This window comes from Paraburkholderia sp. BL27I4N3, from assembly GCF_003386115.1.
GTDB lineage: Bacteria > Pseudomonadota > Gammaproteobacteria > Burkholderiales > Burkholderiaceae > Paraburkholderia.
Genome location: NZ_QREJ01000001.1, coordinates 2,047,678 through 2,067,864, shown reverse-complemented (window position 1 = coordinate 2,067,864; position 20,187 = coordinate 2,047,678). Strand labels below are relative to the sequence as shown.

14 protein-coding genes and 2 tRNA genes are annotated in these 20,187 nt (G+C 62.5%); 5 read left to right on the top strand and 11 right to left on the bottom strand.

Annotated features, from left to right (window positions below; translation table 11 throughout):
• Positions 1 to 200 precede the first annotated feature (200 nt).
• The gene (gene pgi, locus B0G71_RS09560; protein ID WP_116141246.1) at positions 201 to 1,823 is read left to right on the top strand and encodes a glucose-6-phosphate isomerase; all 1,623 of its coding nucleotides are present in this window, start codon (positions 201 to 203) and stop codon (positions 1,821 to 1,823) included.
• A 132-nt stretch (positions 1,824 to 1,955) separates the two neighbouring features.
• On the opposite strand, the gene B0G71_RS09555 is transcribed toward pgi, so the two are convergent.
• Positions 1,956 to 2,642, bottom strand: a complete 687-nt coding sequence (locus tag B0G71_RS09555; protein ID WP_106281089.1) for an ABC transporter ATP-binding protein — start codon at positions 2,640 to 2,642, stop codon at positions 1,956 to 1,958.
• Between the two features lie 28 nt (positions 2,643 to 2,670).
• Here B0G71_RS09555 and B0G71_RS09550 point away from each other — a divergent pair, with 28 nt between their 5' ends.
• Positions 2,671 to 3,348, top strand: a complete 678-nt coding sequence (locus tag B0G71_RS09550) for an arylesterase (RefSeq protein ID WP_241974593.1) — start codon at positions 2,671 to 2,673, stop codon at positions 3,346 to 3,348.
• 117 nt (positions 3,349 to 3,465) lie between these two features.
• Positions 3,466 to 3,807: a hypothetical protein gene (locus B0G71_RS09545; RefSeq protein WP_116141242.1), complete on the top strand. Its 342-nt coding sequence runs from the start codon at positions 3,466 to 3,468 to the stop codon at positions 3,805 to 3,807.
• Between the two features lie 96 nt (positions 3,808 to 3,903).
• On the opposite strand, the gene B0G71_RS09540 is transcribed toward B0G71_RS09545, so the two are convergent.
• The 8 genes from B0G71_RS09540 to tig all read right to left on the bottom strand — a co-directional run bounded on the left by B0G71_RS09540 (position 3,904) and on the right by tig (position 13,083).
• The gene (locus B0G71_RS09540) at positions 3,904 to 5,841 is read right to left on the bottom strand and encodes a SurA N-terminal domain-containing protein (protein WP_116141241.1); all 1,938 of its coding nucleotides are present in this window, start codon (positions 5,839 to 5,841) and stop codon (positions 3,904 to 3,906) included.
• A gap of 86 nt (positions 5,842 to 5,927) precedes the next feature.
• A tRNA-Asp gene (locus B0G71_RS09535) sits at positions 5,928 to 6,004 on the bottom strand.
• A 36-nt stretch (positions 6,005 to 6,040) separates the two neighbouring features.
• Positions 6,041 to 6,116 (bottom strand) — tRNA-Val (locus B0G71_RS09530).
• A gap of 81 nt (positions 6,117 to 6,197) precedes the next feature.
• On the bottom strand, positions 6,198 to 6,470 hold the full coding sequence (locus B0G71_RS09525) for an HU family DNA-binding protein (RefSeq protein ID WP_106283479.1): 273 nt from the start codon (positions 6,468 to 6,470) through the stop codon (positions 6,198 to 6,200).
• Positions 6,471 to 6,811: 341 nt separating this feature from the next.
• Complete coding sequence (lon, locus tag B0G71_RS09520; protein ID WP_106283480.1) at positions 6,812 to 9,235, bottom strand: endopeptidase La; 2,424 nt, start codon at positions 9,233 to 9,235, stop codon at positions 6,812 to 6,814.
• A 202-nt stretch (positions 9,236 to 9,437) separates the two neighbouring features.
• A complete protein-coding gene (clpX, locus tag B0G71_RS09515; RefSeq protein ID WP_007182009.1) occupies positions 9,438 to 10,709 on the bottom strand; it encodes an ATP-dependent Clp protease ATP-binding subunit ClpX in 1,272 nt (423 codons plus the stop codon).
• A 183-nt stretch (positions 10,710 to 10,892) separates the two neighbouring features.
• Positions 10,893 to 11,546 carry an ATP-dependent Clp endopeptidase proteolytic subunit ClpP gene (gene clpP, locus B0G71_RS09510; protein ID WP_007182010.1) on the bottom strand — a complete coding sequence of 218 codons (654 nt, stop codon included), beginning with the start codon at positions 11,544 to 11,546 and terminating at the stop codon, positions 10,893 to 10,895.
• A gap of 190 nt (positions 11,547 to 11,736) precedes the next feature.
• Positions 11,737 to 13,083, bottom strand: a complete 1,347-nt coding sequence (gene tig, locus B0G71_RS09505) for a trigger factor (RefSeq protein WP_116141239.1) — start codon at positions 13,081 to 13,083, stop codon at positions 11,737 to 11,739.
• Between the two features lie 592 nt (positions 13,084 to 13,675).
• Here tig and B0G71_RS09500 point away from each other — a divergent pair.
• A complete protein-coding gene (locus B0G71_RS09500; RefSeq protein WP_116141237.1) occupies positions 13,676 to 14,821 on the top strand; it encodes a glycerate kinase in 1,146 nt (381 codons plus the stop codon).
• Between the two features lie 62 nt (positions 14,822 to 14,883).
• Positions 14,884 to 15,333 (top strand): MarR family winged helix-turn-helix transcriptional regulator, encoded by a 450-nt coding sequence (locus B0G71_RS09495; protein WP_116119484.1) that lies wholly within the window; start codon positions 14,884 to 14,886, stop codon positions 15,331 to 15,333.
• A 26-nt stretch (positions 15,334 to 15,359) separates the two neighbouring features.
• On the opposite strand, the gene B0G71_RS09490 is transcribed toward B0G71_RS09495, so the two are convergent.
• On the bottom strand, positions 15,360 to 16,946 hold the full coding sequence (locus B0G71_RS09490) for a DUF3999 domain-containing protein (protein WP_116141235.1): 1,587 nt from the start codon (positions 16,944 to 16,946) through the stop codon (positions 15,360 to 15,362).
• Entirely contained in the window at positions 16,943 to 20,179 is a 3,237-nt protein-coding gene (locus B0G71_RS09485; RefSeq protein WP_116141233.1) for a DUF2339 domain-containing protein, read from the bottom strand. Before B0G71_RS09485 ends, B0G71_RS09490 begins: the two co-directional genes overlap by 4 nt.
• Between the last annotated feature and the right edge of the window lie 8 nt (positions 20,180 to 20,187).

Genomic DNA, 20,187 nt, shown 5'->3' with positions numbered 1-20,187 from the left:
AACCGCTGCCGTCCGTCACGCAACGCCGTTATACTGACTGACTGCGCCGCGCGTCGGAGCCACTGCGGGTGACGGCGAATTTTCACCGCCACCCATGGCGAACCGGGCCGCGCGGCATCGCTCTAACAGCATCGTTGCATCATCCTCGGCAGCGCTTCACGCGCGCGCCTTTCTTCGTGCCACTTGGTTAGACGGACGCTATGACCCAGAACTCGCTCCCCTCCTGGTCCTCGCTGCAAACGCATTACGACGAGATTCGCGATGCGCACATGCGCGACTGGTTCGCCCCCGAGAACGATCCCGCCCCTACCCGTGCCGAGCGCTTTGCGTTCGCGGGCGGCGGTCTCGCGGCCGATTTCTCGAAGAACCGCATCACCGACGAAACGCTGAAACTGCTCGTGCAAGTCGCGCGCGAAGCCGGTGTGGAGAAGCGCCGCGACGCCATGTTCGCGGGCGACATCGTCAACCCGACGGAAGGCCGCGCCGTGCTGCACACGGCATTACGTGCTACCGACCCGAAAGCGCCGTTCTACGCGCAAGTGCAGGCCGAGCGCGCCAAAATGGCAGCCTTCGCCGACCAGGTGCGCGGCGGCGAGTGGAAAGGCTATACCGGCAAGCGGATCCGCTATGTGGTGAACATCGGCATCGGCGGCTCGGATCTCGGGCCGAAGATGGTCGTGCATGCGCTGCATCATCTGGCCACGCCGGAGATCACCACGCACTTCGTGTCCAATGTGGACGGCGCCGATCTGTACAACGTCATGCAGCAGATCGATCCCGAAGAGACGCTCGCGATCATCGTCTCCAAGACTTTCACCACGCTCGAAACCATGACCAATGCGCGCTCGCTGCGCGACTGGTTCATTGAGAAAGGCTGCCCGGAAAGCGCGCTGGCGAAGCACTTTGTCGGCGTGTCGGCGAATCCCGCGGAAGTGGTCAAGTTCGGCATCGCGAAAGAGAACGTCTTCGAAATGTGGGACTGGGTCGGCGGACGCTATTCGCTATGGTCGGCCGTCGGTCTGTCGATCATGATCGCGATCGGACCGCAGCAGTTCGACGAACTGCTCGCCGGTGCCAACGAGATGGACCAGCATTTCCGCGACGCGCCGCTCGAGAAGAATCTGCCGGTGTTGCTCGGCATGATCGGCATCTGGTATCGCAACTTCTTCGGCTCGCAAAGCTACCTGGTCGCGCCGTATTCGCAAGCGCTGCATTTCCTGCCTTCGTATCTGCAACAACTCGAAATGGAGAGCAACGGCAAGTCGGCGCGTCTGGATGGCGCGATGGTCGACTACCCGACCGCCGCGGTGACGTGGGGCGAACCGGGCACGAACGGTCAGCACGCGTTCTTCCAGATGCTGCACCAGGGCCCGACGATCGTGCCGATCGACTTTATCGCGGTGTTGACGCCGGAGCATCCGCTCGTCAGCCATCATCCGAAGCTGCTCGCCAATTGCTTTGCGCAGAGCGAAGCGCTGATGGTCGGCCGCACGCTCGAAGAAGCGAAGAAAGTGGCCGGCGCGGACAAGCCGGAACTGGCGCCGCACCTGGTGTTTCCGGGCAACCGTCCGACCACCACGCTGCTCGTCGAGGCGCTCACCGCACGCTCGCTCGGCGCATTGATCGCGTTGTACGAGCACAAGGTGCTCGTACAGGGGACGGTATGGAACATCAACTCCTTCGATCAGTGGGGCGTGGAGTTGGGCAAGATTCTCGGCAAGGTGGTCGAAGCCGATCTGACGGCGCCGAGTGCCGATGTGAAGAAGCATGATTCTTCGACGTCGGCGTTGATCGCGCGGGCGCGGGCGGCGTTGAAGAAGTGATGGTGAGCGGCGCGGTGGTTCGCGCTGCTTGATTTGAATGGCGTGGTTGCCCGATACCGGAAGCCACCATGAAAAAGCGGGCCCTTGCGGCCCGCTTTGCTTTTGTCGCGACGTTCGACGCTCGACGCTCGCTCAGGCGAGACGTCCCGCCTCGATCGTCACTGTCGTATCGCAGCGGCGCGCCAGTTCGATGTCATGCGTGACGAGAATCAACGTCGCGCCGTTCGCGCGGTTCATCTCGAACATCAGATCGATCACCGCGTGACCGGTGGCGGCGTCGAGACTGCCGGTCGGTTCGTCCGCGAACAGGATCGCCGGGTGTGTGACGAACGCGCGTGCGAGCGCGACGCGCTGCTGCTCGCCGCCCGACAGCAGCTTCGGATAGTGACTGGTGCGCTTGCCAAGACCCACCTGCTCAAGCAAGCCGCGCGCACGCGTTGCGGCCTCGCGCGTGCCGATGCCGCCTAGCAACTCCAGCGGCAACGTAACGTTCTCGAGCGCGGTCAAATGTGGCATCAGTTGAAACGACTGGAACACGAAGCCGACGGAGCCGCTGCGCAACGCGGCGCGCTCGTCTTCATTCAGTTCGCCGAGTTCGCGGCCGAGCAACCGAACCGAGCCCGAACTCGCGCTGTCCAATCCTGCGAGCAAGCCGAGCAGCGTAGACTTGCCCGACCCGGATGCACCGACGATTGCCACACTGCTGCCGGCATCGATAGCAAGATCGATGTCGTCGAGAATCGTCAGTTCGCCTGTTGCATCGTTAACCTTCTTGCACAAACCCCGCACTTCAATGACTGGATCAGTTTTGTTTAGCATGGTGAAGCGTAGGTTGAAAGTGCGTGCCATGACGTCTCGCGCCACGGCGTTGACAACGGCATGCGGCTGCGCCGCTGTGGCCGCCACCCTGTTTCTTTCCGTGAGCTTCACGGCGCGGGCTGCCAACGCGCCCGAACCGGCCAAGCCGGTGATCGTCGTGCTCGGCGACAGCATCTCCGCCGAATACGGCCTGCCCCGCGACACGGGCTGGGTTGCGTTGATGCGCCAGCGCCTCGCCGACGAGCGAATCGATTATAGCGTCGCCAACGCGAGCATTAGCGGCGACACCACGAGCGGCGGACGAGCCCGCTTGCCGGCGCTCATGCAACGCCTGAAGCCGAGCATCGTGATCGTCGAACTCGGCGCCAACGACGCGTTGCGCGGCGTGCCGCTCTCCACCACCGAAGACAACCTGCGCACGATCATCGAGCAGGCTCAGCAAGGTCACGCGAAGGTCGTGCTGGTGGGCATGTACGTGCCGCCTAATTACGGCCCGGACTACACGCAAAAGTTCCACGGCTTGTACGGCGAACTGTCGAAGCAACTGCGTGTACCGCTCGTGCCGTTTCTGCTCGCCGGCATCGCCGACAAACCCGATATGTTCCAGGCCGATCAGATTCATCCCACCCAGCAGGCACAGCCAGTGCTACTTAACAACGTGTGGCCCGCAGTCAAGCCACTCCTTCGCACAAGTTCGCCGCACTGAAAAATCTGCTAACAACTTGTTTCCAGAACTGTGGGAACGCGGATCGGTAAGTTCTCTCTGACACTTTCGTAATCCCGCGTAACCGGCTCGATTTTGAGCGACTTTTGAGGAGATAACGTGAAATATTTACCGTTAATCGCTTTGACCGTGGCAATTTCTGCCTGCGCCGCTCAACCGCCCGCTGGCGTTCAGTCCGTAGGCGAAAGCCAGCAACCGCCGAAGGCTGTCGCTACCTGCATCGCGCAGAAGTGGGCCGACAGCTCGCAGCAACAGGTCGTCTCGCAAGACACTTTGGCTAACGATCAAGCCATGGATGTATATGTTCCGGGTCAGCAGCCGCCCAACGGCGCCGCCGCTGTCGTACGTCCGTCGTACTCGGGCAAGGGCACCTGGGTCGGCTTCCGCGCCGGTGGCGCTGGCGGCAGCAACGCCACAAGCGCGATCAGCGGCTGCCTGTAACGCTCACAGCGTGTCGCAGCTGACCGTTTGACGAGCTTGCACTCGTCAAATGAAAAAGCCCCGCATTCTGCGGGGCTTTTTTGCGTTTGGGCAGTCTTACTCGCCGCTCACCTGGGCATTGCTGCTGTCGAGAGAACCGTAGAACTTCACCTTCGAACGCGCGCGCACTGCTTCGACATAGGCCTCTGCTTCGGACTGCGCATCGACCTGGGCGATCTGTTGCTGCGCTGCAGCCAGACGTTGCGGATCGACCGTGTTACCCGCTACCACCGCGTTCACGCGATAGATCGCATAACCGTCGTCGCCGAGATCCACACCGACGTAAGCCGGCAATTTTTGCGCGTCCGCCTTGTAGATTGCACTCAATGCGGCCGGCGGCACGCCTTGCGCGTCGTTGCGCGACACCTTCAACGGCGACGAGAAGCCCGTCGTTGCCTTCGACTTTTCGAGCTCGGCCAGTTTGGCCTCGCCGTCCTTGTGAGCCGCTTCATCCGACTGAACCGCGATCACTTTCTGACGCACCGCGTCCTTGACGGCGTCGAGTGCCGGCACTGCCGCGGCCTTATAGTCGGTCACGCGCGCCGCGATCAACGTGTTGCCGCCGACGTCGATGGCCTGCGTGTTGTTGCGTGCCGTCGTGGCGTCATTGGCGAACACCGCGGCGAGGAACTTCGCGTTGTTCAGCGGGCTGTCAGGCGCGAGCTTCGGATCCGGCTGCGGCGTGACCGTGGCAGTCTGCACTTGCAGCTTGTACTTGTCGGCGGCCGGTTGCAGGCTCTTCGCCTTTTCATAGACGATCGACGTGAAGCCTTCCGAATCGTCGGTGAATGCCTTGCTGGCCAACTGCGTCTTCAGGTCTTTCGAGATCTGATCCTTCACTTCGTCGAACGGCTTCGTGACCGCCGGTTTCACGTCCGTCACCTTGACGATGTGATAGCCGAAGTCGGTCTGCACGATGCCGCTGACTTCGTCTTTCTTCAGCGCGAACACGGCATCATCAAACGCCTGGCCGCCCGCGATCATGCCGCGGCCGAAGTAACCCAGATCGCCGCCCTTCGACGCTGAACCGGGGTCCTGCGAATTCTGCTGCGCGATCTGCGCGAACTGGTCCGGATGCGCCTTGATCTGCGCGAGCAGCTCTTCGGCCTTCTGTTTGGCCTTGGCCTTGTCGGCCGCGCTCGCGTCTTTCGGCGCTGCGATCAGAATGTGGCTCGCCCGCACCTGACCGTCGGTACGGTAATGCGCGATGTTGTCGTCGTAGTACTTCTTCAGATCGGCGTCGGTAGGCTGCGCGGAAGCGGCGAGCGTTGCCGGCGACAAGACGAGATACTGAATCGTGGCCGTGGCCGGCGTGGCGAATTCATTGCGATGCGCGTCGTAATACGCTTGCAGTTGCACGTCGGTAGGCTGCACCTTCGCGGCGTAGTCGCGCGGATGGAACGCAATGCCCTGCACTTCGCGCTGTTGCTCCGCAAGTTCGGTCAGATGCTGTGCGAGCGTTTTCGACGTGAACGCGCTGCCTTGAATGCTGGCCGGCAACTGCTGCGTGGCGATGCTGTAGCGCACGCGCTCGTCGTACTGGTCGGGCGTCATGCCCTGCATGGCGAGCAACTGCTTGTAGCGATCGACGTCGATCGTGCCGTCAGGATTCTTCAGCGACGAGATCACCGGATCGTTCATCAACACGCGGCGCACGGCGTCGTCGGACGCGGTGAGATGCAGGCGCTGTGTTTCATCGGCCAGCACGCGTTGCTCGATCAGACCATCGAGCATCTGCGCGCGGCGTTCCGGCGTGTCGAACGACTTCATATCGAACTGCGCGCCGAGCATCTGACGGGCGCGGTCGAGTTGCTGACGCATCGCGTTGTCGTATTCAGCGCGCGTGATCTTGTGACCGTTGACGCTCGCGACGTTTGCACTTTCGTCAAAGAAGCCGCGAAAGCCCTGAATACCCACAAAACCCAACCCCGGCACAATGACGAGGATGAGCATGAACATCATCAGGCGTTTGTGATTGCGGAAAAAATCGAGCATGCGTGAGGAGTGCCAAAAACAGAACGCCCGATCTTACAACAGCGGGCAATAAAAAAGGCGAACCGGAGTTCGCCTTTCGAGGATACTGGCGGAGTGGACGGGACTCGAACCCGCGACCCCCGGCGTGACAGGCCGGTATTCTAACCGACTGAACTACCACTCCTTATGTTGCGCTGGAACACTTAACCGAATCTGAAACTGGTGGGTGCTGAGAGGCTTGAACTCCCGACCTACGCCTTGTAAGGGCGCCGCTCTACCAACTGAGCTAAGCACCCGTTTCATGATTCAGTGCTGCTTTCCTGCTTCTACCTGCTGCCCGATCTTCGTCTATCGACGCCCCTCAAGCAGCAAGCCCATTAGTTTAGCGCATCCTTCAGAGCTTTGCCAGGCCTAAATTTGGGGACCTTCGCCGCCTTGATTTTGATGGCAGCGCCAGTGCGCGGATTGCGCCCGGTGCGCGCGGAGCGCTTGCCGACCGCGAACGTGCCAAAACCGACCAACGTCACCGAACCGCCCTTCTTCAACGTACCTTTGACACCATCGATCACAGCGTCGAGTGCACGGCCTGCCGCTGCCTTCGAAATGTCGGCTTGCTGCGCAACGTGATCGATCAATTCCGTCTTGTTCATCCCAACCCCCGAGAATGTTTATGGCAATCGTGACGGCGCTTTATTAACGCCTGGCATCACGCGGCCGGCGGGCAACGCCGGGCGCAATCATTAGAATGGGCCGAAACCCTTGTGTCAAGCGGGGTTGAGCCTGATTTGCGAGGATTTCGAGGAGGCTTCCTATAACAAAATGTTGCCGCGAATGGATGCACGCACAACCAGTCGGCGGGCGCACTGCGGCTTTGCTCAATAGGTGGGAAAACGCGTTGCACTGATGCTTGACGAAAGTCGCGCGGCCAATAAAAAACCCGCGGCCGTGACCGCGGGTTTTCTTCAAGCAAACAGCTTCGTTACCGACTGTCTTAGTGCTTTACGACTTCCGTTGCTGCGGCGTCTTTGCCCGGCTCTGCCGCGACCGGCGCAGCAGGCTTCGGCTCTTCTTCCGGCAACGCCGCCGGCACGCGTTCGAGCGCCAGTTCGAGCACCTTGTCGATCCAGCGGACCGGCACGATCTCGATCGCGTTCTTCACGTTGTCCGGAATCTCCGTCAAGTCCTTGACGTTTTCTTCCGGAATCAGCACCAGCTTGATACCGCCGCGATGCGCCGCCAGCAGTTTTTCCTTCAAGCCGCCGATCGGCAGAACTTCGCCACGCAACGTGATTTCGCCCGTCATTGCGACATCGGCGCGCACCGGAATTCCGGTCAACACCGACACCAACGCGGTCGTCATCGCGATACCGGCAGACGGACCGTCTTTCGGTGTCGCGCCTTCCGGCACGTGAATGTGAATGTCCTGCTTCTCGAACGCTTCGTCCTTGATGCCGAGACGGCGCGAACGCGAACGAACCACTGAGCGTGCTGCCTCGACCGATTCCTTCATCACGTCGCCGAGCGAACCCGTACGAATCACGTTGCCCTTCCCCGGCATTACCGCGGCTTCGATGGTCAGCAGATCGCCGCCCACTTCCGTCCACGCAAGACCCGTGACCTGGCCAACCTGATTTTCCTTCGCGGCCAGACCAAAGTCGTACTTGCGCACGCCGAGGAACGTATCGAGATTGCTGCCGTCGACCTTCACCGCGCCTTCCGCCTTCTTCAGCAGAAGCATCTTCACGACCTTACGGCAGATCTTCGAAATTTCACGCTCGAGCGAACGCACGCCCGCTTCACGCGTGTAGTAACGAATGATGTCGCGGATCGCGGTTTCCGTCACATCGACCTCGCCATCCTTGAGGCCGTTGTTCTTCTTTTGCTTGGGCAAAAGATAACGTTGCGCGATGCTGACCTTCTCGTCTTCCGTGTAACCCGACAGACGGATCACTTCCATCCGGTCGAGCAGCGGCGGCGGAATGTTCAGCGAGTTCGACGTCGCCACGAACATCACGTCCGACAGATCGAAGTCGACTTCGACGTAGTGATCGGCGAACGTATGGTTCTGTTCCGGATCGAGCACTTCGAGCAGAGCCGACGACGGATCACCGCGGAAATCCTGGCCCATCTTGTCGACTTCGTCGAGCAGGAAGAGCGGATTGCGCACGCCGACCTTGGTCAGGCTTTGCAGAATCTTGCCGGGCATCGAGCCGATATACGTACGACGGTGACCGCGAATCTCGGCTTCGTCGCGCACGCCGCCGAGTGCCATACGCACAAACTTGCGGTTCGTGGCGCGAGCGATCGACTGACCCAGCGACGTCTTACCGACACCCGGAGGCCCAACAAGGCACAGGATCGGCGCTTTGACCTTGTCGACACGTTGCTGGACCGCGAGATACTCGAGAATACGTTCCTTCACTTTCTCGAGACCGAAGTGGTCTTCGTCGAGCACGCGTTCCGCATTGGAGAGGTCGTTGTTGACCTTGCTCTTCTTGCGCCACGGCAAGCCGATCAGCGTGTCGATGTAGTTGCGCACGACGGTCGCTTCGGCCGACATCGGCGACATCAGCTTGAGCTTCTTCAGCTCGGCGTCGGCTTTCTTCTTGGCTTCCTTCGGCATGCGGGCAGCGGTGATGCGCTTCTCGAGTTCTTCGAGGTCCGCACCTTCTTCGCCTTCGCCGAGTTCCTTCTGGATCGCCTTGACCTGTTCGTTCAGGTAGTACTCGCGCTGGCTCTTTTCCATCTGGCGTTTCACACGCCCACGGATGCGCTTCTCCACCTGCAGGATGTCGATTTCGGCTTCGAGTTGCGCGAGCAGATGCTCGAGTCGCTCGATCACCGGGAACATTTCGAGGATGTGCTGCTTCTGGTCGAGCTTGAGCGGCAGATGCGCCGCGATCGTGTCGGCCAGACGACCCGCTTCGTCGATACCCGACAGCGACGTCAGAATCTCCGGCGGAATCTTCTTGTTCAGCTTCACATACTGGTCGAACTGCGACACGATCGCGCGGCGCAGCGCTTCAGTTTCAGCGCTGTCGGCATGGTCGGGTTCGAGCGGCATGACTTCGCACGAGAACTGCGTTTCCTGTTCTTCGATGGAAAGCGTTTTCGCTCGCTGCAAGCCTTCGACGAGCACCTTCACGGTGCCATCGGGCAGCTTCAGCATTTGCAGGATGTTGGCGACACACCCCACTTCGTACATGTCCTTTTCGGTCGGCTCATCTTTCGCAGCCGTTTTCTGGGCGACGAGCATGATGTGCTTGCCGCCTTCCATCGCTGCTTCGAGAGCCTTGATCGACTTCGGGCGGCCTACGAAGAGCGGAATCACCATGTGCGGGAAGACGACTACGTCACGCAGCGGGAGCAGCGGGAGCGTAATGCGTTCCGGCGGAAGGAGTTGGGTTCCTGACATTTCATTTCCCCATGAGTGGAATCAGTTCGTTCGATAGGTGAGGCCAGCAGAAAAGATTGCAAGCCTCCGCGTGTGGGAAAAGTTCAGTGACTCCGAAGGTTCAGTGACTCCATAGTGAAAACAACCAGCCTGACCACACGATAAACGAAAAAAGCCGTTCACGTTGCCATGAACGGCTTTTTTTGCAGAACCCGAAAGCCGATCAGTTCGAACCCGCCACTTTGGGCGCGTCTTCGTAGATCAGTAGCGGTTTGCCGTCGCCGTCAATCACGTTGTCGTCGATGATGACCTTGCTAACGCCTTTCATTTGCGGCAGGTCGTACATCACATCAAGCAACGCCTGTTCCAGGATGGAGCGCAAACCACGCGCGCCGGTCTTGCGACGAATTGCCTTACGTGCGACAGCTTGCAGCGCGGCCGGACGAATTTCGAGCTCGACGCGTTCCATGTTGAACAGCTTGTGGTACTGCTTCACCAGCGCATTCTTCGGTTCGACGAGAATTTTCATCAACGCGACTTCGTCGAGCTTGCCGAGCGTGGCCACCACCGGCAGACGGCCGATCAGTTCGGGAATAAGACCGAACTTGATCAGATCTTCCGGTTCCACTTCGCGCAGCACTTCGCCGGCGTCGCGGTCCTGCTTGCTCTTCACGCTCGCGCCAAAGCCAATGCCGGTCTTCTCGGTACGATCGACGATGACCTTTTCGAGGCCGTCGAACGCGCCGCCGCAGATGAACAGAATGTTGGTCGTGTCGACCTGGATGAAGTCCTGATTCGGGTGCTTACGGCCGCCCTGCGGGGGCACCGACGCCATCGTGCCCTCGACCAGCTTCAACAAAGCCTGCTGCACGCCTTCGCCCGAGACATCGCGGGTGATCGACGGGTTGTCGGACTTGCGGCTGATCTTGTCGATTTCGTCGATGTAGACGATGCCGCGCTGGGCCTTGTCCACTTCGTAATTGCAGTTTTGCAGCAGCTTCTGAATGATGTTTTCGACGTCTTCGCCGACGTAGCCGGCTTCTGTCAGCGTGGTTGCATCGGCAATCACGAACGGGACGTTCAGAAGGCGCGCGAGCGTTTGCGCGAGCAGCGTCTTACCGGAACCGGTCGGACCGATCAGCAGGATGTTGCTCTTGGACAGCTCGATCTCATCTTTCTTGTCGAGATGCTTGAGGCGCTTGTAATGGTTGTACACCGCGACCGCGAGAATTTTCTTCGCGCGTTCCTGACCGATCACGTACTGGTCGAGGATTTCACGGATTTCCTGCGGACTCGGCAGATCGGACTTCGACAAGCCCGCCTCGATGCCCGCGCCTGCAGCCTCATCACGGATGATTTCGTTGCACAGGTCGATACATTCATCGCAAATGAACACCGACGGGCCGGCAATCAGTTTTTTGACTTCATGCTGACTCTTGCCGCAAAACGAGCAATACAACAGCTTTTCGCTGTTAGAACCTTTCTTGTCCGCCATAGATGTGTGAGCCTCCGGACACTCGATTACATGATACGCCGTTTGCCCTGGCCTCGCAGTTTGCGCGGGGCCGGGCTTGAGCCAAGGTGACGGCGTTTGCCGCAGGCACTCGGACGAAGTTTGATTATTTCACAACCGATCCGGCTGCGTTTTTGCCCCATTCCGGGGCAAAAACGCACCATTTCAAGGACGCTTGTGCGCTACCTGGTCGACGAGGCCGTAAGCTTGCGCATCGTCGCCGGACATGAAGTTGTCGCGGTCGGTGTCGCGTGCAATACGCTCGACCGGCTGGCCGGTGTGATGCGCGAGCAGATGATTCAGCCGCTCCTTCAAATACAGGATTTCGCGCGCCTGAATTTCGATGTCCGACGCCTGGCCGCGCGCGCCGCCGAGCGGCTGGTGAATCATCACGCGCGAATTCGGCAGAGCAAAACGCTTGCCTTTGGCCCCCGCTGCCAGCAGGAACGCGCCCATGCTGGCCGCAAGACCCATGCACAGCGTAGACACATCCGGCTTGATGAACTGCATCGTGTCATAAATCGCCATGCCCGCCGAAACCGAACCGCCCGGGCTGTTGATATAGAAGCTGATGTCCTTGTCGGGGTTCTCGCTTTCGAGGAACAGCATCTGCGCGACGACGAGATTGGCCGTCTGGTCATTCACTTCACCGACCAGGAACACGATCCGTTCCTTCAGCAGACGAGAATAGATGTCGTATGAACGCTCGCCCCGGCCGCTCGTTTCCACGACGATCGGCACCAGTCCGAGCGCCTGCGCTTCGAGATCCCGCGACGACTGGGAGGTCAACGTGTCCAGCATTTGAGCGCGAAAGGTCATGCAGTAGATCCTTGTCTGAAATATTCTAAATATTAGATGCTGGACAGGTGCGGCCGACAACCCCGTATTCAAGTGCGATCAGTGCATGCGCGCCGTGCAACACTAAACAAAAACGCAATACACAACTACAGCACAAAAAAACGGCGTGCGGGCCGTCGCTCCGACAGCCGGCACGCCGTTGCAGCGACGCTTACGCTTGCGCCGTTGCGCTTGCCAGTTCTTCGAAGCTCACTTCCTTGTCCGTCACCTTGGCCTTGCTGAGAACGAAATCGACGACGTTGGCTTCAACGACGTACGCTTCCATTTCGGCAAGACGTTGCTGGTTGGAATAATACCAGCGGACGACTTCCTTCGGGTCTTCGTAGCTTTTGGCGAACTCGTCCACTTCGGCACGAATCTGCTCCGGCTTGGCCTGCAGGTCGTTGGCCTTGACCAGTTCGGCCAGCACGAGGCCCAGCTTGACGCGGCGCTCGGCCTGTTCCTTGAACATCGCAGCCGGGATCGGCGCATCTTTGGCGTTCGGTACGCCGCGTTGCTCCAGATCCTGACGCGCCATTGCGACGAGGCGTTCCTGATCCTGTTCGATCAGCGCGTTCGGCACGTCCAGTTCGGAAATCTTCAGCAACGCGTCCATCACCTGGTTCTTGACGATGGCCTGCGTGCGGCGCTTTGCTTCGCGTTCGAGATTGTCTTTGATCTCAGCGCGCATCTTGGTCAGATCGCCGTCTTCGATGCCGAGCGACTTCGCGAATTCAGCGTCGATTTCCGGCAGATGCGGCCACTCGATCTTCTTCATCGTGATCGTGAATTGCGCTGTCTTGCCGGCGACTTCCTTGCCGTGATAGTCCTCAGGGAACGCCAGATCGAATTCCTTCGATTCGCCGACCTTCAGGCCCGTGGCGGCCTTTTCGAATTCCGGCAGCATGCGGCCTTCGCCCAGCACGAACGCGAAGTCGTCGGCGCTGCCGCCCTGGAACACTTCACCCTCGATCTTGCCGACGAAGTCGACCGTTACGCGGTCGCCTTCTTTCGCTGCCGTGTCGCCGCCGCCGTCACCGTGCTCGCCGGCTTCGCCGCGAGCGTGGAAGTGCACGCGCTGCTTGCGCAGGATGTCCAGCGTGCGGTCGATTTCCGCTTCGCTGATGGTGGTCGTGGTGCGCTCGATTTCAGCCGTGGCGACGTCGCCCAGCTTCACTTCCGGATACACCTCGAACGTCGCGTCGAACGCGTAGTCGCCTTCAGTGGCGTCGGACTTCGGCGCGAAGCTCGGCTGACCGGCGACGCGCAGGTTTTCGGTGCGGCTGATGTCGAAGAATTCCTTGCCGACCTTGTCGCTCAGCACTTCGGCTTCCACCTGGCCCGAATACTGTTGCGTCACCATCTTGAGCGGCACCTTGCCCGGGCGGAAACCCGGCATGCGCACGTTCTTCGCGAGTTGACGGATACGCGAGTCCACTTCCTTCTGCACGGCGTCCTTCGGCAGGGAAATCGTGACGCGGCGTTCGAGCTTGCCGAGGTTTTCAACAACGTTAGCCATGGCTTCAATCGTCCTAAAATTATTCGAGCGAATCAGTTATCTTCTCCGTGCCGCTTGTCGATCTCGTGCGACGTCGCGTTTTTTGGTCGCGTTTAGGTCGCTTCGCTTCGATTGCGCGCCTGCGCCGCGGGCTTGCAGGCCGCCGGCAGCACGGTTGGGTCCAAAGAGCCGAATATTTTAGCAAACTATTTGCGCGCCTAGCCGGGGATTCGATGAATGCGCGCGTTTTTGTCGAGGTTTTGGCCGGATTCCGGCCGCTTTCCGTGTTGTTTCATACCCGTTTGCGCACTGTTCCAGTGCGGCCGGGGTGCCGCGCCGCTGTTGCGCCGCGCCTGTCTGCACGAAGTTTTCCCAGCGACTTTGCTTTAGCTTGTCTGCACGAACTCCCGCCGACCTCGCTTCAATCACCAGCTGCCGGCAAAAGCAGCAGCCCTCGCCGCGCAGGCGCCCAGCCGCCGTCAATGCCGGCTATGCCATTCGACATATTCAGTCGGCGCGCCCATGCTGATAAGCTAATGGACGCGCTTGGGGCTGCGCCTTCATCTCTCCGTTTCACCCGCCCTCGCAACGATTCCAACCAATCAGAGACACCATGCCGAATTCGCCGTCCTCGCCCGTCGTCGTCATTGCTCCCGATTCCTTCAAAGGCTCGCTCAGCGCGGAACAGGTCGCGCAGGCCATCGCAGCGGGCATCAAGCGCGCCCGTCCCGCCGCGGAGGTGCGCATCTGCCCGATGGCCGACGGCGGCGAAGGCACACTCGACGCCATGCTCACGAGCGGCGGCGAACGCCGCACGCTCAGCGTGCGCGGCGCCGCTGGTCCGGTGCGCGAAGCGCTCACTGGCCTGCTCGCCGACGGCAGCGCGATCATCGAAACGGCGGAGGTCGTCGGCATTACGGATCCAGTGGGAATGGGCGTGCCGGTGGAGGCGCGCAGCACACGCGGCATGGGCGAGGCAATCGGCGCGCTGATGGACGCCGGCGTGCGGCGCTTTTTCGTCGCGCTCGGCGGCAGCAGCACGAACGACGGCGGCGCGGGCCTGCTGGCCGGCCTCGGCCTCAAGCTGTTCGACGCACAGGACAACGAGCTCGACGCCACGCCCGAACAACTCGCGCGCCTCGCACGAGTGGACGTGTCGCAGTTCGACGCGCGTCTCGCGAACACGCAGTTCGTCGGCATGTCGGACGTGGACAATCCGCTTACCGGCGAACACGGCGCAACGGCGGTATTCGGTCCGCAAAAGGGTGTGAAGCCGGAGCAGGTTGCCACGATCGACGCCGCGCTCACCCGCTTCGCCGATCTGCTCGAACCGGCGCTCGGCCGCACGGCGCGCGAACTGCCCGGCGCGGGCGCGGCCGGCGGCCTCGGCTTCGCGTTGCATATGCTCGGCGCGCAGTTCGAACCGGGCGCGGAAACCGTCGCACGGCAAATCGGTCTGGACGCAGCGCTCGAAGGCGCCGATTGGCTCATCACGGGTGAAGGCCGTTCGGACGTGCAAACGCTCCACGGCAAGGCGCCCTTCATCGCCTGCCGTCATGCCCAGGCAGCAGGCGTGCCGGCCACGCTCCTGTCCGGCGGGGTCGACTCAGCCGCCTTGCCGCGCCTCGCCGAATATTTCAGCGGCTGCTTCTCGCCGGCGCCCGGCCCGATCACCCTCGAAGTCGCGATTCGCGACGCGGCGCGGCTGTTGGCGGACGAAGCCGAACAGTTGACGCGCCTGAAATACGGCATGCGTTGACCGGCAAGGCGGTTGCGGCAACAATCACAGCGCCGCGACCGCTCACACACTACGGGAAGACCATGAAGGACGCCAAAGCTGGGCTCGAACAGTTCCTGACGTACCGTCTGCATGTCCTCAACAAACTCGCCGAACGCGGCATCAGCGAACGCTATCAGACCAAGCTCGGCGTGACCTTGCCTGAAGCGCGCGTGATTGCGTCGGTGGGATCATTCGGGCCGTTCTCGATCATGGAACTGGCAAGGCATGCCAATCTCGACAAGAGCCAGGCAAGCCGCGCCGCCGAAGCGTTGATCAGGCAAGGACTCGTGAAACGCGAGGCAAGCGCCGAGGACGGCCGCGTCGTGCTGGTGTCGCTGACGCCCGAAGGCCGCGCGCTGTATCGAAAGGTCATGCCGATCGCGCGCAAATGGAACGGCGACATGTTCGACTGTCTCGACGAGCAGGAAAAACTCGACTTCGGTCACGCGCTCGACAAGATCATCGGCACGATGACGGCGCGCGAGGAATGACCTGCGCGCCGTAGGCGGCGCTGAATTCAGCGCTTGCCTTCACCCTGCCCGTCGGCGTCGCCCGCGGTGGGCGCCGGGTTGGACGCCGGGTTGGACGCACTAGCTGCCGCGCCCGCGGTGGATGCGGGGTTGGACGCCGGGTTGGACACACTAGCCGCCGCGCCCGCGCGGCCGGATTCCACCGCCGCACCCGCAGCGCCCGTCGTCGCCGCGCCCGCAACGCCAGATCCCGCAGACGCGCCGGGCACAGCACCCGGCGCGCCGCCCGCCGGCACGCGAGCACCACGTGCGAGCCGCCACGCGATCGCAGCAAGCGAACCCACGGCCAGCAGCAATGCCGCCCACAGCAAATAGCGGCGCATCGCATCCGGATCCCTCGCGGACTGCGCCCTCGCGGCCTGCTCGGGTGACAGCGCCTCACCCAGGCGCGCCGTCGCGGGGACCGTTGAGGCGCCCATCAACAGATCGTCCCGGCTCGCCGCCGACGACACCGTCGTCGCGCTACCCACCGCCAGGGTGAAGGGCGCAGTCCCACGCGCAACGAACGTCAGGACCGCCGGGCGCCAGCCCGCGGCGACGGTCAGTGTGCCGCTGCCGAGTCCGCCGTTGCGCGGGTCGACCACTACACGCCACTGACGATCCGTGTCGGGCGTCAATTCGAGCGAAGGATTGCTTTGCTCCACGTCGCCGTTGTGCAAGCGGAACAATGTCGCGCCCGCCACTTCGCGCCATGGCGTATCGAGGCCCGTGCGCGAATAGACGAGCGCAGGCGCAACGGTATTCGGCTGAGGCAGGTTCAGCCGTAACCGGTCGACGGGATACGGGCCGCCGGTACTGAAAAAATACTCGCCGGGTTTCGGTCCCGCGTGGGCGACGATGCCTTCGCGCCATGCCCGCTCCGCGCGCTGCGCGGCGTCGGCGGCAAGCGGCTGAATCTCCATGTCCAGCGACTCGACATACGGCGTGCCGTCGAGCCAGCGCAAACGCAGGTAGCGCGCGCGATTGCCGTCCAGTTCGATCCGGTCCTGACTCAGCGTGCTGCCGTTGTAGCTGACCTTCAGCAGTTGCGCATCGCCCGCGGGTTGCCAGTGACGCAAATCGTCGCTCGATTCGACCGTGACGCGCCCCTGGTAATTGTCGTCGCGCAGATGCACGAGCAACGCGGTCACCCGGCTTGCATGCGACGCGTGTCCGAGGTCGATCAGGTCCGTGTCGTGTTGCGCGCGGGACGGTGGCGCCGAGGTCGCGCGCAGCGAACCGTCGGCGGCGATCGTCACGCCGAGCGGTGCGGCGGAACTGCTGGCGGCCACGGGCGGCAACGGAAACCAGCGCACCGGACGCAGCGTGGGCGGCGTGCGCGGCGGCTCGCGCGGCGCATCGAGCGAATACGGCACGGGCTCGCCCGTGCCGTTGAAGACACGCACGTCGCCGAGATCGTGACGCTGGCTCGCCGCGTAAACGGCCGCCGGCAGCGTCACGCTGTAGTACGCGGCGCCTTCTTCGAATTGCAGCGCGAAATGCTGCGCGAAGTCGTCGGCGGCGATGGCGGGCGCGGGCGCCCAGATCGCCGCGATCGCGAAACACCAGCCGGAGAATGTAAAGGCACGCTTCATTGCTTGGATTCCACGACCAGAGCCTTAGGCGGTAACGGTGAGAAGTAGCCGATCAGCAACAACATCAAACCGATGCCGATAAACGAAACGATTCGCTCGATCCCGGTCACGTGAGACAGATCGAACAGGAACAGCTTGACCACGGTCGCCGCCAGCAGCGCGCCGCCGATGAACCAGAACATCCGGCTCGCCCGGCGTGTCGCCCAGATCATCATGGCAAGCGCGCACACCGTCCAGAATACCGATATTGAAGCCTGTACGAGCATCGAATGTGACATCGTCTCGAACTCGTACGGCACGCCGGTCCAATGATGCAGCGTACGCAGCAGCATCGCGTTCAGCCAGACGAATCCGGTCGCGCCGGCCGCTACTTGCAACGGCACGCGATATTCGCCGATCGGCACGCCGAGCCGATGAATCCGCATGAGCCAGAACGCCGCCAGCGCGAACACCACCGCCTGCACCAGGTCGAGCGGATTGAGCAACGGCAGACGCGCCCATGCGCCGCCGTCCTGCGTCAGGTTCGCGAAGAACGTCCATATCCACATCACCAGCACGAGCGGCGTCGACGCGATCGCGCACAGCCGCACGATACTGTCGCGGCGCGCGAGCCACAACCCGGCGAATGCAAACGCGCTCCAGCCGACCAGAAACACCTGCTGCAGACTGAACGAGGCGAGCACCGCGCCGACATCGTACGCCGTGTGAAAACGATGATGCAGCGTGCGCAACAGCAGCGCATTGAACCACAGGAACAGCGTGGCGAGCGCCAGATAGTCGAACGCTCGCGGATGCCATTGCACACCCAACGCACGCAGTCTGCGCAGCCACACAGCGCCGGCGACGAATGCGAGAATCTGGGCGACGTCAAGCGGATTAAGGATCGGCAGCCACACGAGCGGCGCGGCGCTGCCGTCGCTCGTCACACTCGCGATACTCCATGCCCACAGCAGCACGGCGAGCGGCGCGGCGGCCCACACCTGATACGCCCGCATGAAGCGCGCGACCGGCCAGCGCAGACGGTGCCCGGCGCCCGCCAGCAACAGCAGCGGCACACCCAAGCCATACGCCCACGCGCTCCAGCTCCATGCGCCTTCGGGTACGTAAGTCCGCAAAGCCCAATAGCCTTCGAGCGCGGCAAGCGCGCCGGCCGTCCAGAACATCAGCGTATGCAGCGGCGCGAGCACGATATCGCCGACGTCGCGCTGCTGGCGCCACAGCAATCCGTACGCCGAAAGTGTGGCGAGCGCGCCAACCAGCCAGCCGTAGCCGCTCAACGGCGCCATACCTAACGTAAAAAGCTCGACCGTGAGAAGCGCGAGAACCGGCACGAACGCCAGCGCCGGCCATTCGGCGAGCGGCCAGCGCAGCGCGCGGCGCGCGCCGTGAGCGAACCACGCTGTCAGCACGGCGAAGAGTGCGACGGCGGCCGTCTCGTAACGGCCGTGTTCTAAGCCGGGACGAGCGTTCACGTACGCATGGATTTCGGACAGGCCGCCGAAGGTCCACCACGACAAACCCCACACGCTGGCAACGAGGCCGATCCGCGGCATCCACACGTGCCACTCGCCTGCTTCGCTGCGGCCGTGCAAACGCCATCCCGTGAAAATGCCCGCGAGCGCGATCAGCACGGACGCGACGTAGGCGCCGTTCAGAACCGGCAAGACGCTCGCGTCGTGAGTCTGCGCGATCGTGCCGACCGCGTAGGCGCCCGCCGCGGCCAGTTGCAGCAGCAGGCCGAAACCGAACGCGCTCACGCGCCGCTGACGCACGGCGAGCCAGCTGATCGCGGCCCCTTCGATGGCCCAGGTCGCGCTCGTTGTCGGTCCGGTGAACGCGAGCGGCACGGCGAGCGTGGTAAAGATCACCGCCAGCGCGAGCATGGCCTCGAACATCATGCCGAGGCGTTCCCGGCGCCGCGAGAGCCAGCCCGCGACCGCGAGGTAGAACGCGGCGAGCGCCACCGCGCTCCATGCCAGCCCGAACCCGGTGTTCCTCATCAACGCGGCTTGCAGGCCGATCGCCACCAGCGGCGTGCCGAACACCAGCGTGCCGTCGACGTAATGCTTGAGGGCGATTTCGCGCCGTACCGCGTAGAGCAGCGCGATGCCGACGTACATCAGGAAAAACAGAATCAGGAACGGCTCGGTGCTGGCGAGCAACGCGGGGCGGTAAGCTATCGCGCCCCACGCGGCGCCGATCGAAAACGTGAACACGAAGCCGAGCAGATTCAGCGGGCGCCACGCCTTGAACCAGGCGATCGCGAAGATGCCGGCATTGAGCAGCGCGTAGTAGCCGAACAGCATGACGTGACTGCCGCCGCCCGTCGACAGCAATATCGGCGCGAGAAAACCGCCCGCGCTGCCCATGAAGGCCAGCGACGAAGCGTTCTGGCGGACCGCCAGGAATGCACTGAGCGCGCAGATCGCGACCATCAGCGGAAAGGCCGCGCCCGCCGGCAGCAAGTGATACAGCCGCGTGGCCGCGAAGACGGTCAGATACAGCGCGCCGACGCCGCCGCCTTGCAGCACTAGCCCATACGCGCCGCGTCGCTCGCCGATGCGCCAGCCGAGCACGATCAAGGCGGTCGCGGCGAGCGCCACACCGGCGAGGCGGAATTCGATCGGCAGCAGGCTGTTATCGGCGGCGTATTTGAGCAGGAAGGCGATGCCGAAAAACAGCACGATGATGCCGACCCGCACGACCGTGTTGCCACCTAGAAGCCAGTCGCGGCCGGCTTTGAAGACGCGCTCGGTGAGACCAGGGCCGCGAGGAGGCGCGGGTGGTGAAGGCGGAACGGGAGGCTGCGACGCGGACACCTCGGGCGGCGGATTTGCCGTCCGCTCATTGGCAGGCGGGATCGCATAAGGACTCGACGCGGCGTCCGACGGCGACCGCTCGAACGTTGCCGCGTCGGCGACCTGCGCATCAGCATCCGTCGCGCCCTCAACGCCGCCCGCACGCAACTGACGAATCTCGCCGCGCAACGCGACGATCTCCCGCTCGAGCCGCTCGACGCGCGCCACCAGTTCGCCCGGAGTATTCCAACTGTCAGTGGCGGCCGGTTTGGCCGCGGACGGCGTCGCGGCATCCGCGGACTTCTTTTGCCGCAGACGCGAAAACGCAAAACCAGCCACCGCACCCAGCAATGCGCCGAGGCTGATCGAGAAATCGTTCGACAAGGCGGCCAGCATGCCGACCACCGCGCCGAGCACAGTCAATATCACGCTCATCGCAGCCC

Excerpts from the sequence above, each read along its gene's own strand:
- pgi (WP_116141246.1), top strand. The coding sequence starts at position 201 with ATGACCCAGAACTCGCTCCCCTCCTGGTCCTCGCTGCAAACGCATTAC.
- B0G71_RS09555 (WP_106281089.1), bottom strand. The coding sequence starts at position 2,642 with ATGCTAAACAAAACTGATCCAGTCATTGAAGTGCGGGGTTTGTGCAAG.
- B0G71_RS09550 (WP_241974593.1), top strand. The coding sequence starts at position 2,671 with ATGACGTCTCGCGCCACGGCGTTGACAACGGCATGCGGCTGCGCCGCT.
- B0G71_RS09540 (WP_116141241.1), bottom strand. The coding sequence starts at position 5,841 with ATGCTCGATTTTTTCCGCAATCACAAACGCCTGATGATGTTCATGCTC.
- B0G71_RS09525 (WP_106283479.1), bottom strand. The coding sequence starts at position 6,470 with ATGAACAAGACGGAATTGATCGATCACGTTGCGCAGCAAGCCGACATT.
- lon (WP_106283480.1), bottom strand. The coding sequence starts at position 9,235 with ATGTCAGGAACCCAACTCCTTCCGCCGGAACGCATTACGCTCCCGCTG.
- clpX (WP_007182009.1), bottom strand. The coding sequence starts at position 10,709 with ATGGCGGACAAGAAAGGTTCTAACAGCGAAAAGCTGTTGTATTGCTCG.
- clpP (WP_007182010.1), bottom strand. The coding sequence starts at position 11,546 with ATGACCTTTCGCGCTCAAATGCTGGACACGTTGACCTCCCAGTCGTCG.
- tig (WP_116141239.1), bottom strand. The coding sequence starts at position 13,083 with ATGGCTAACGTTGTTGAAAACCTCGGCAAGCTCGAACGCCGCGTCACG.
- B0G71_RS09500 (WP_116141237.1), top strand. The coding sequence starts at position 13,676 with ATGCCGAATTCGCCGTCCTCGCCCGTCGTCGTCATTGCTCCCGATTCC.
- B0G71_RS09495 (WP_116119484.1), top strand. The coding sequence starts at position 14,884 with ATGAAGGACGCCAAAGCTGGGCTCGAACAGTTCCTGACGTACCGTCTG.
- B0G71_RS09490 (WP_116141235.1), bottom strand. The coding sequence starts at position 16,946 with ATGAAGCGTGCCTTTACATTCTCCGGCTGGTGTTTCGCGATCGCGGCG.
- B0G71_RS09485 (WP_116141233.1), bottom strand. The coding sequence starts at position 20,179 with ATGAGCGTGATATTGACTGTGCTCGGCGCGGTGGTCGGCATGCTGGCC.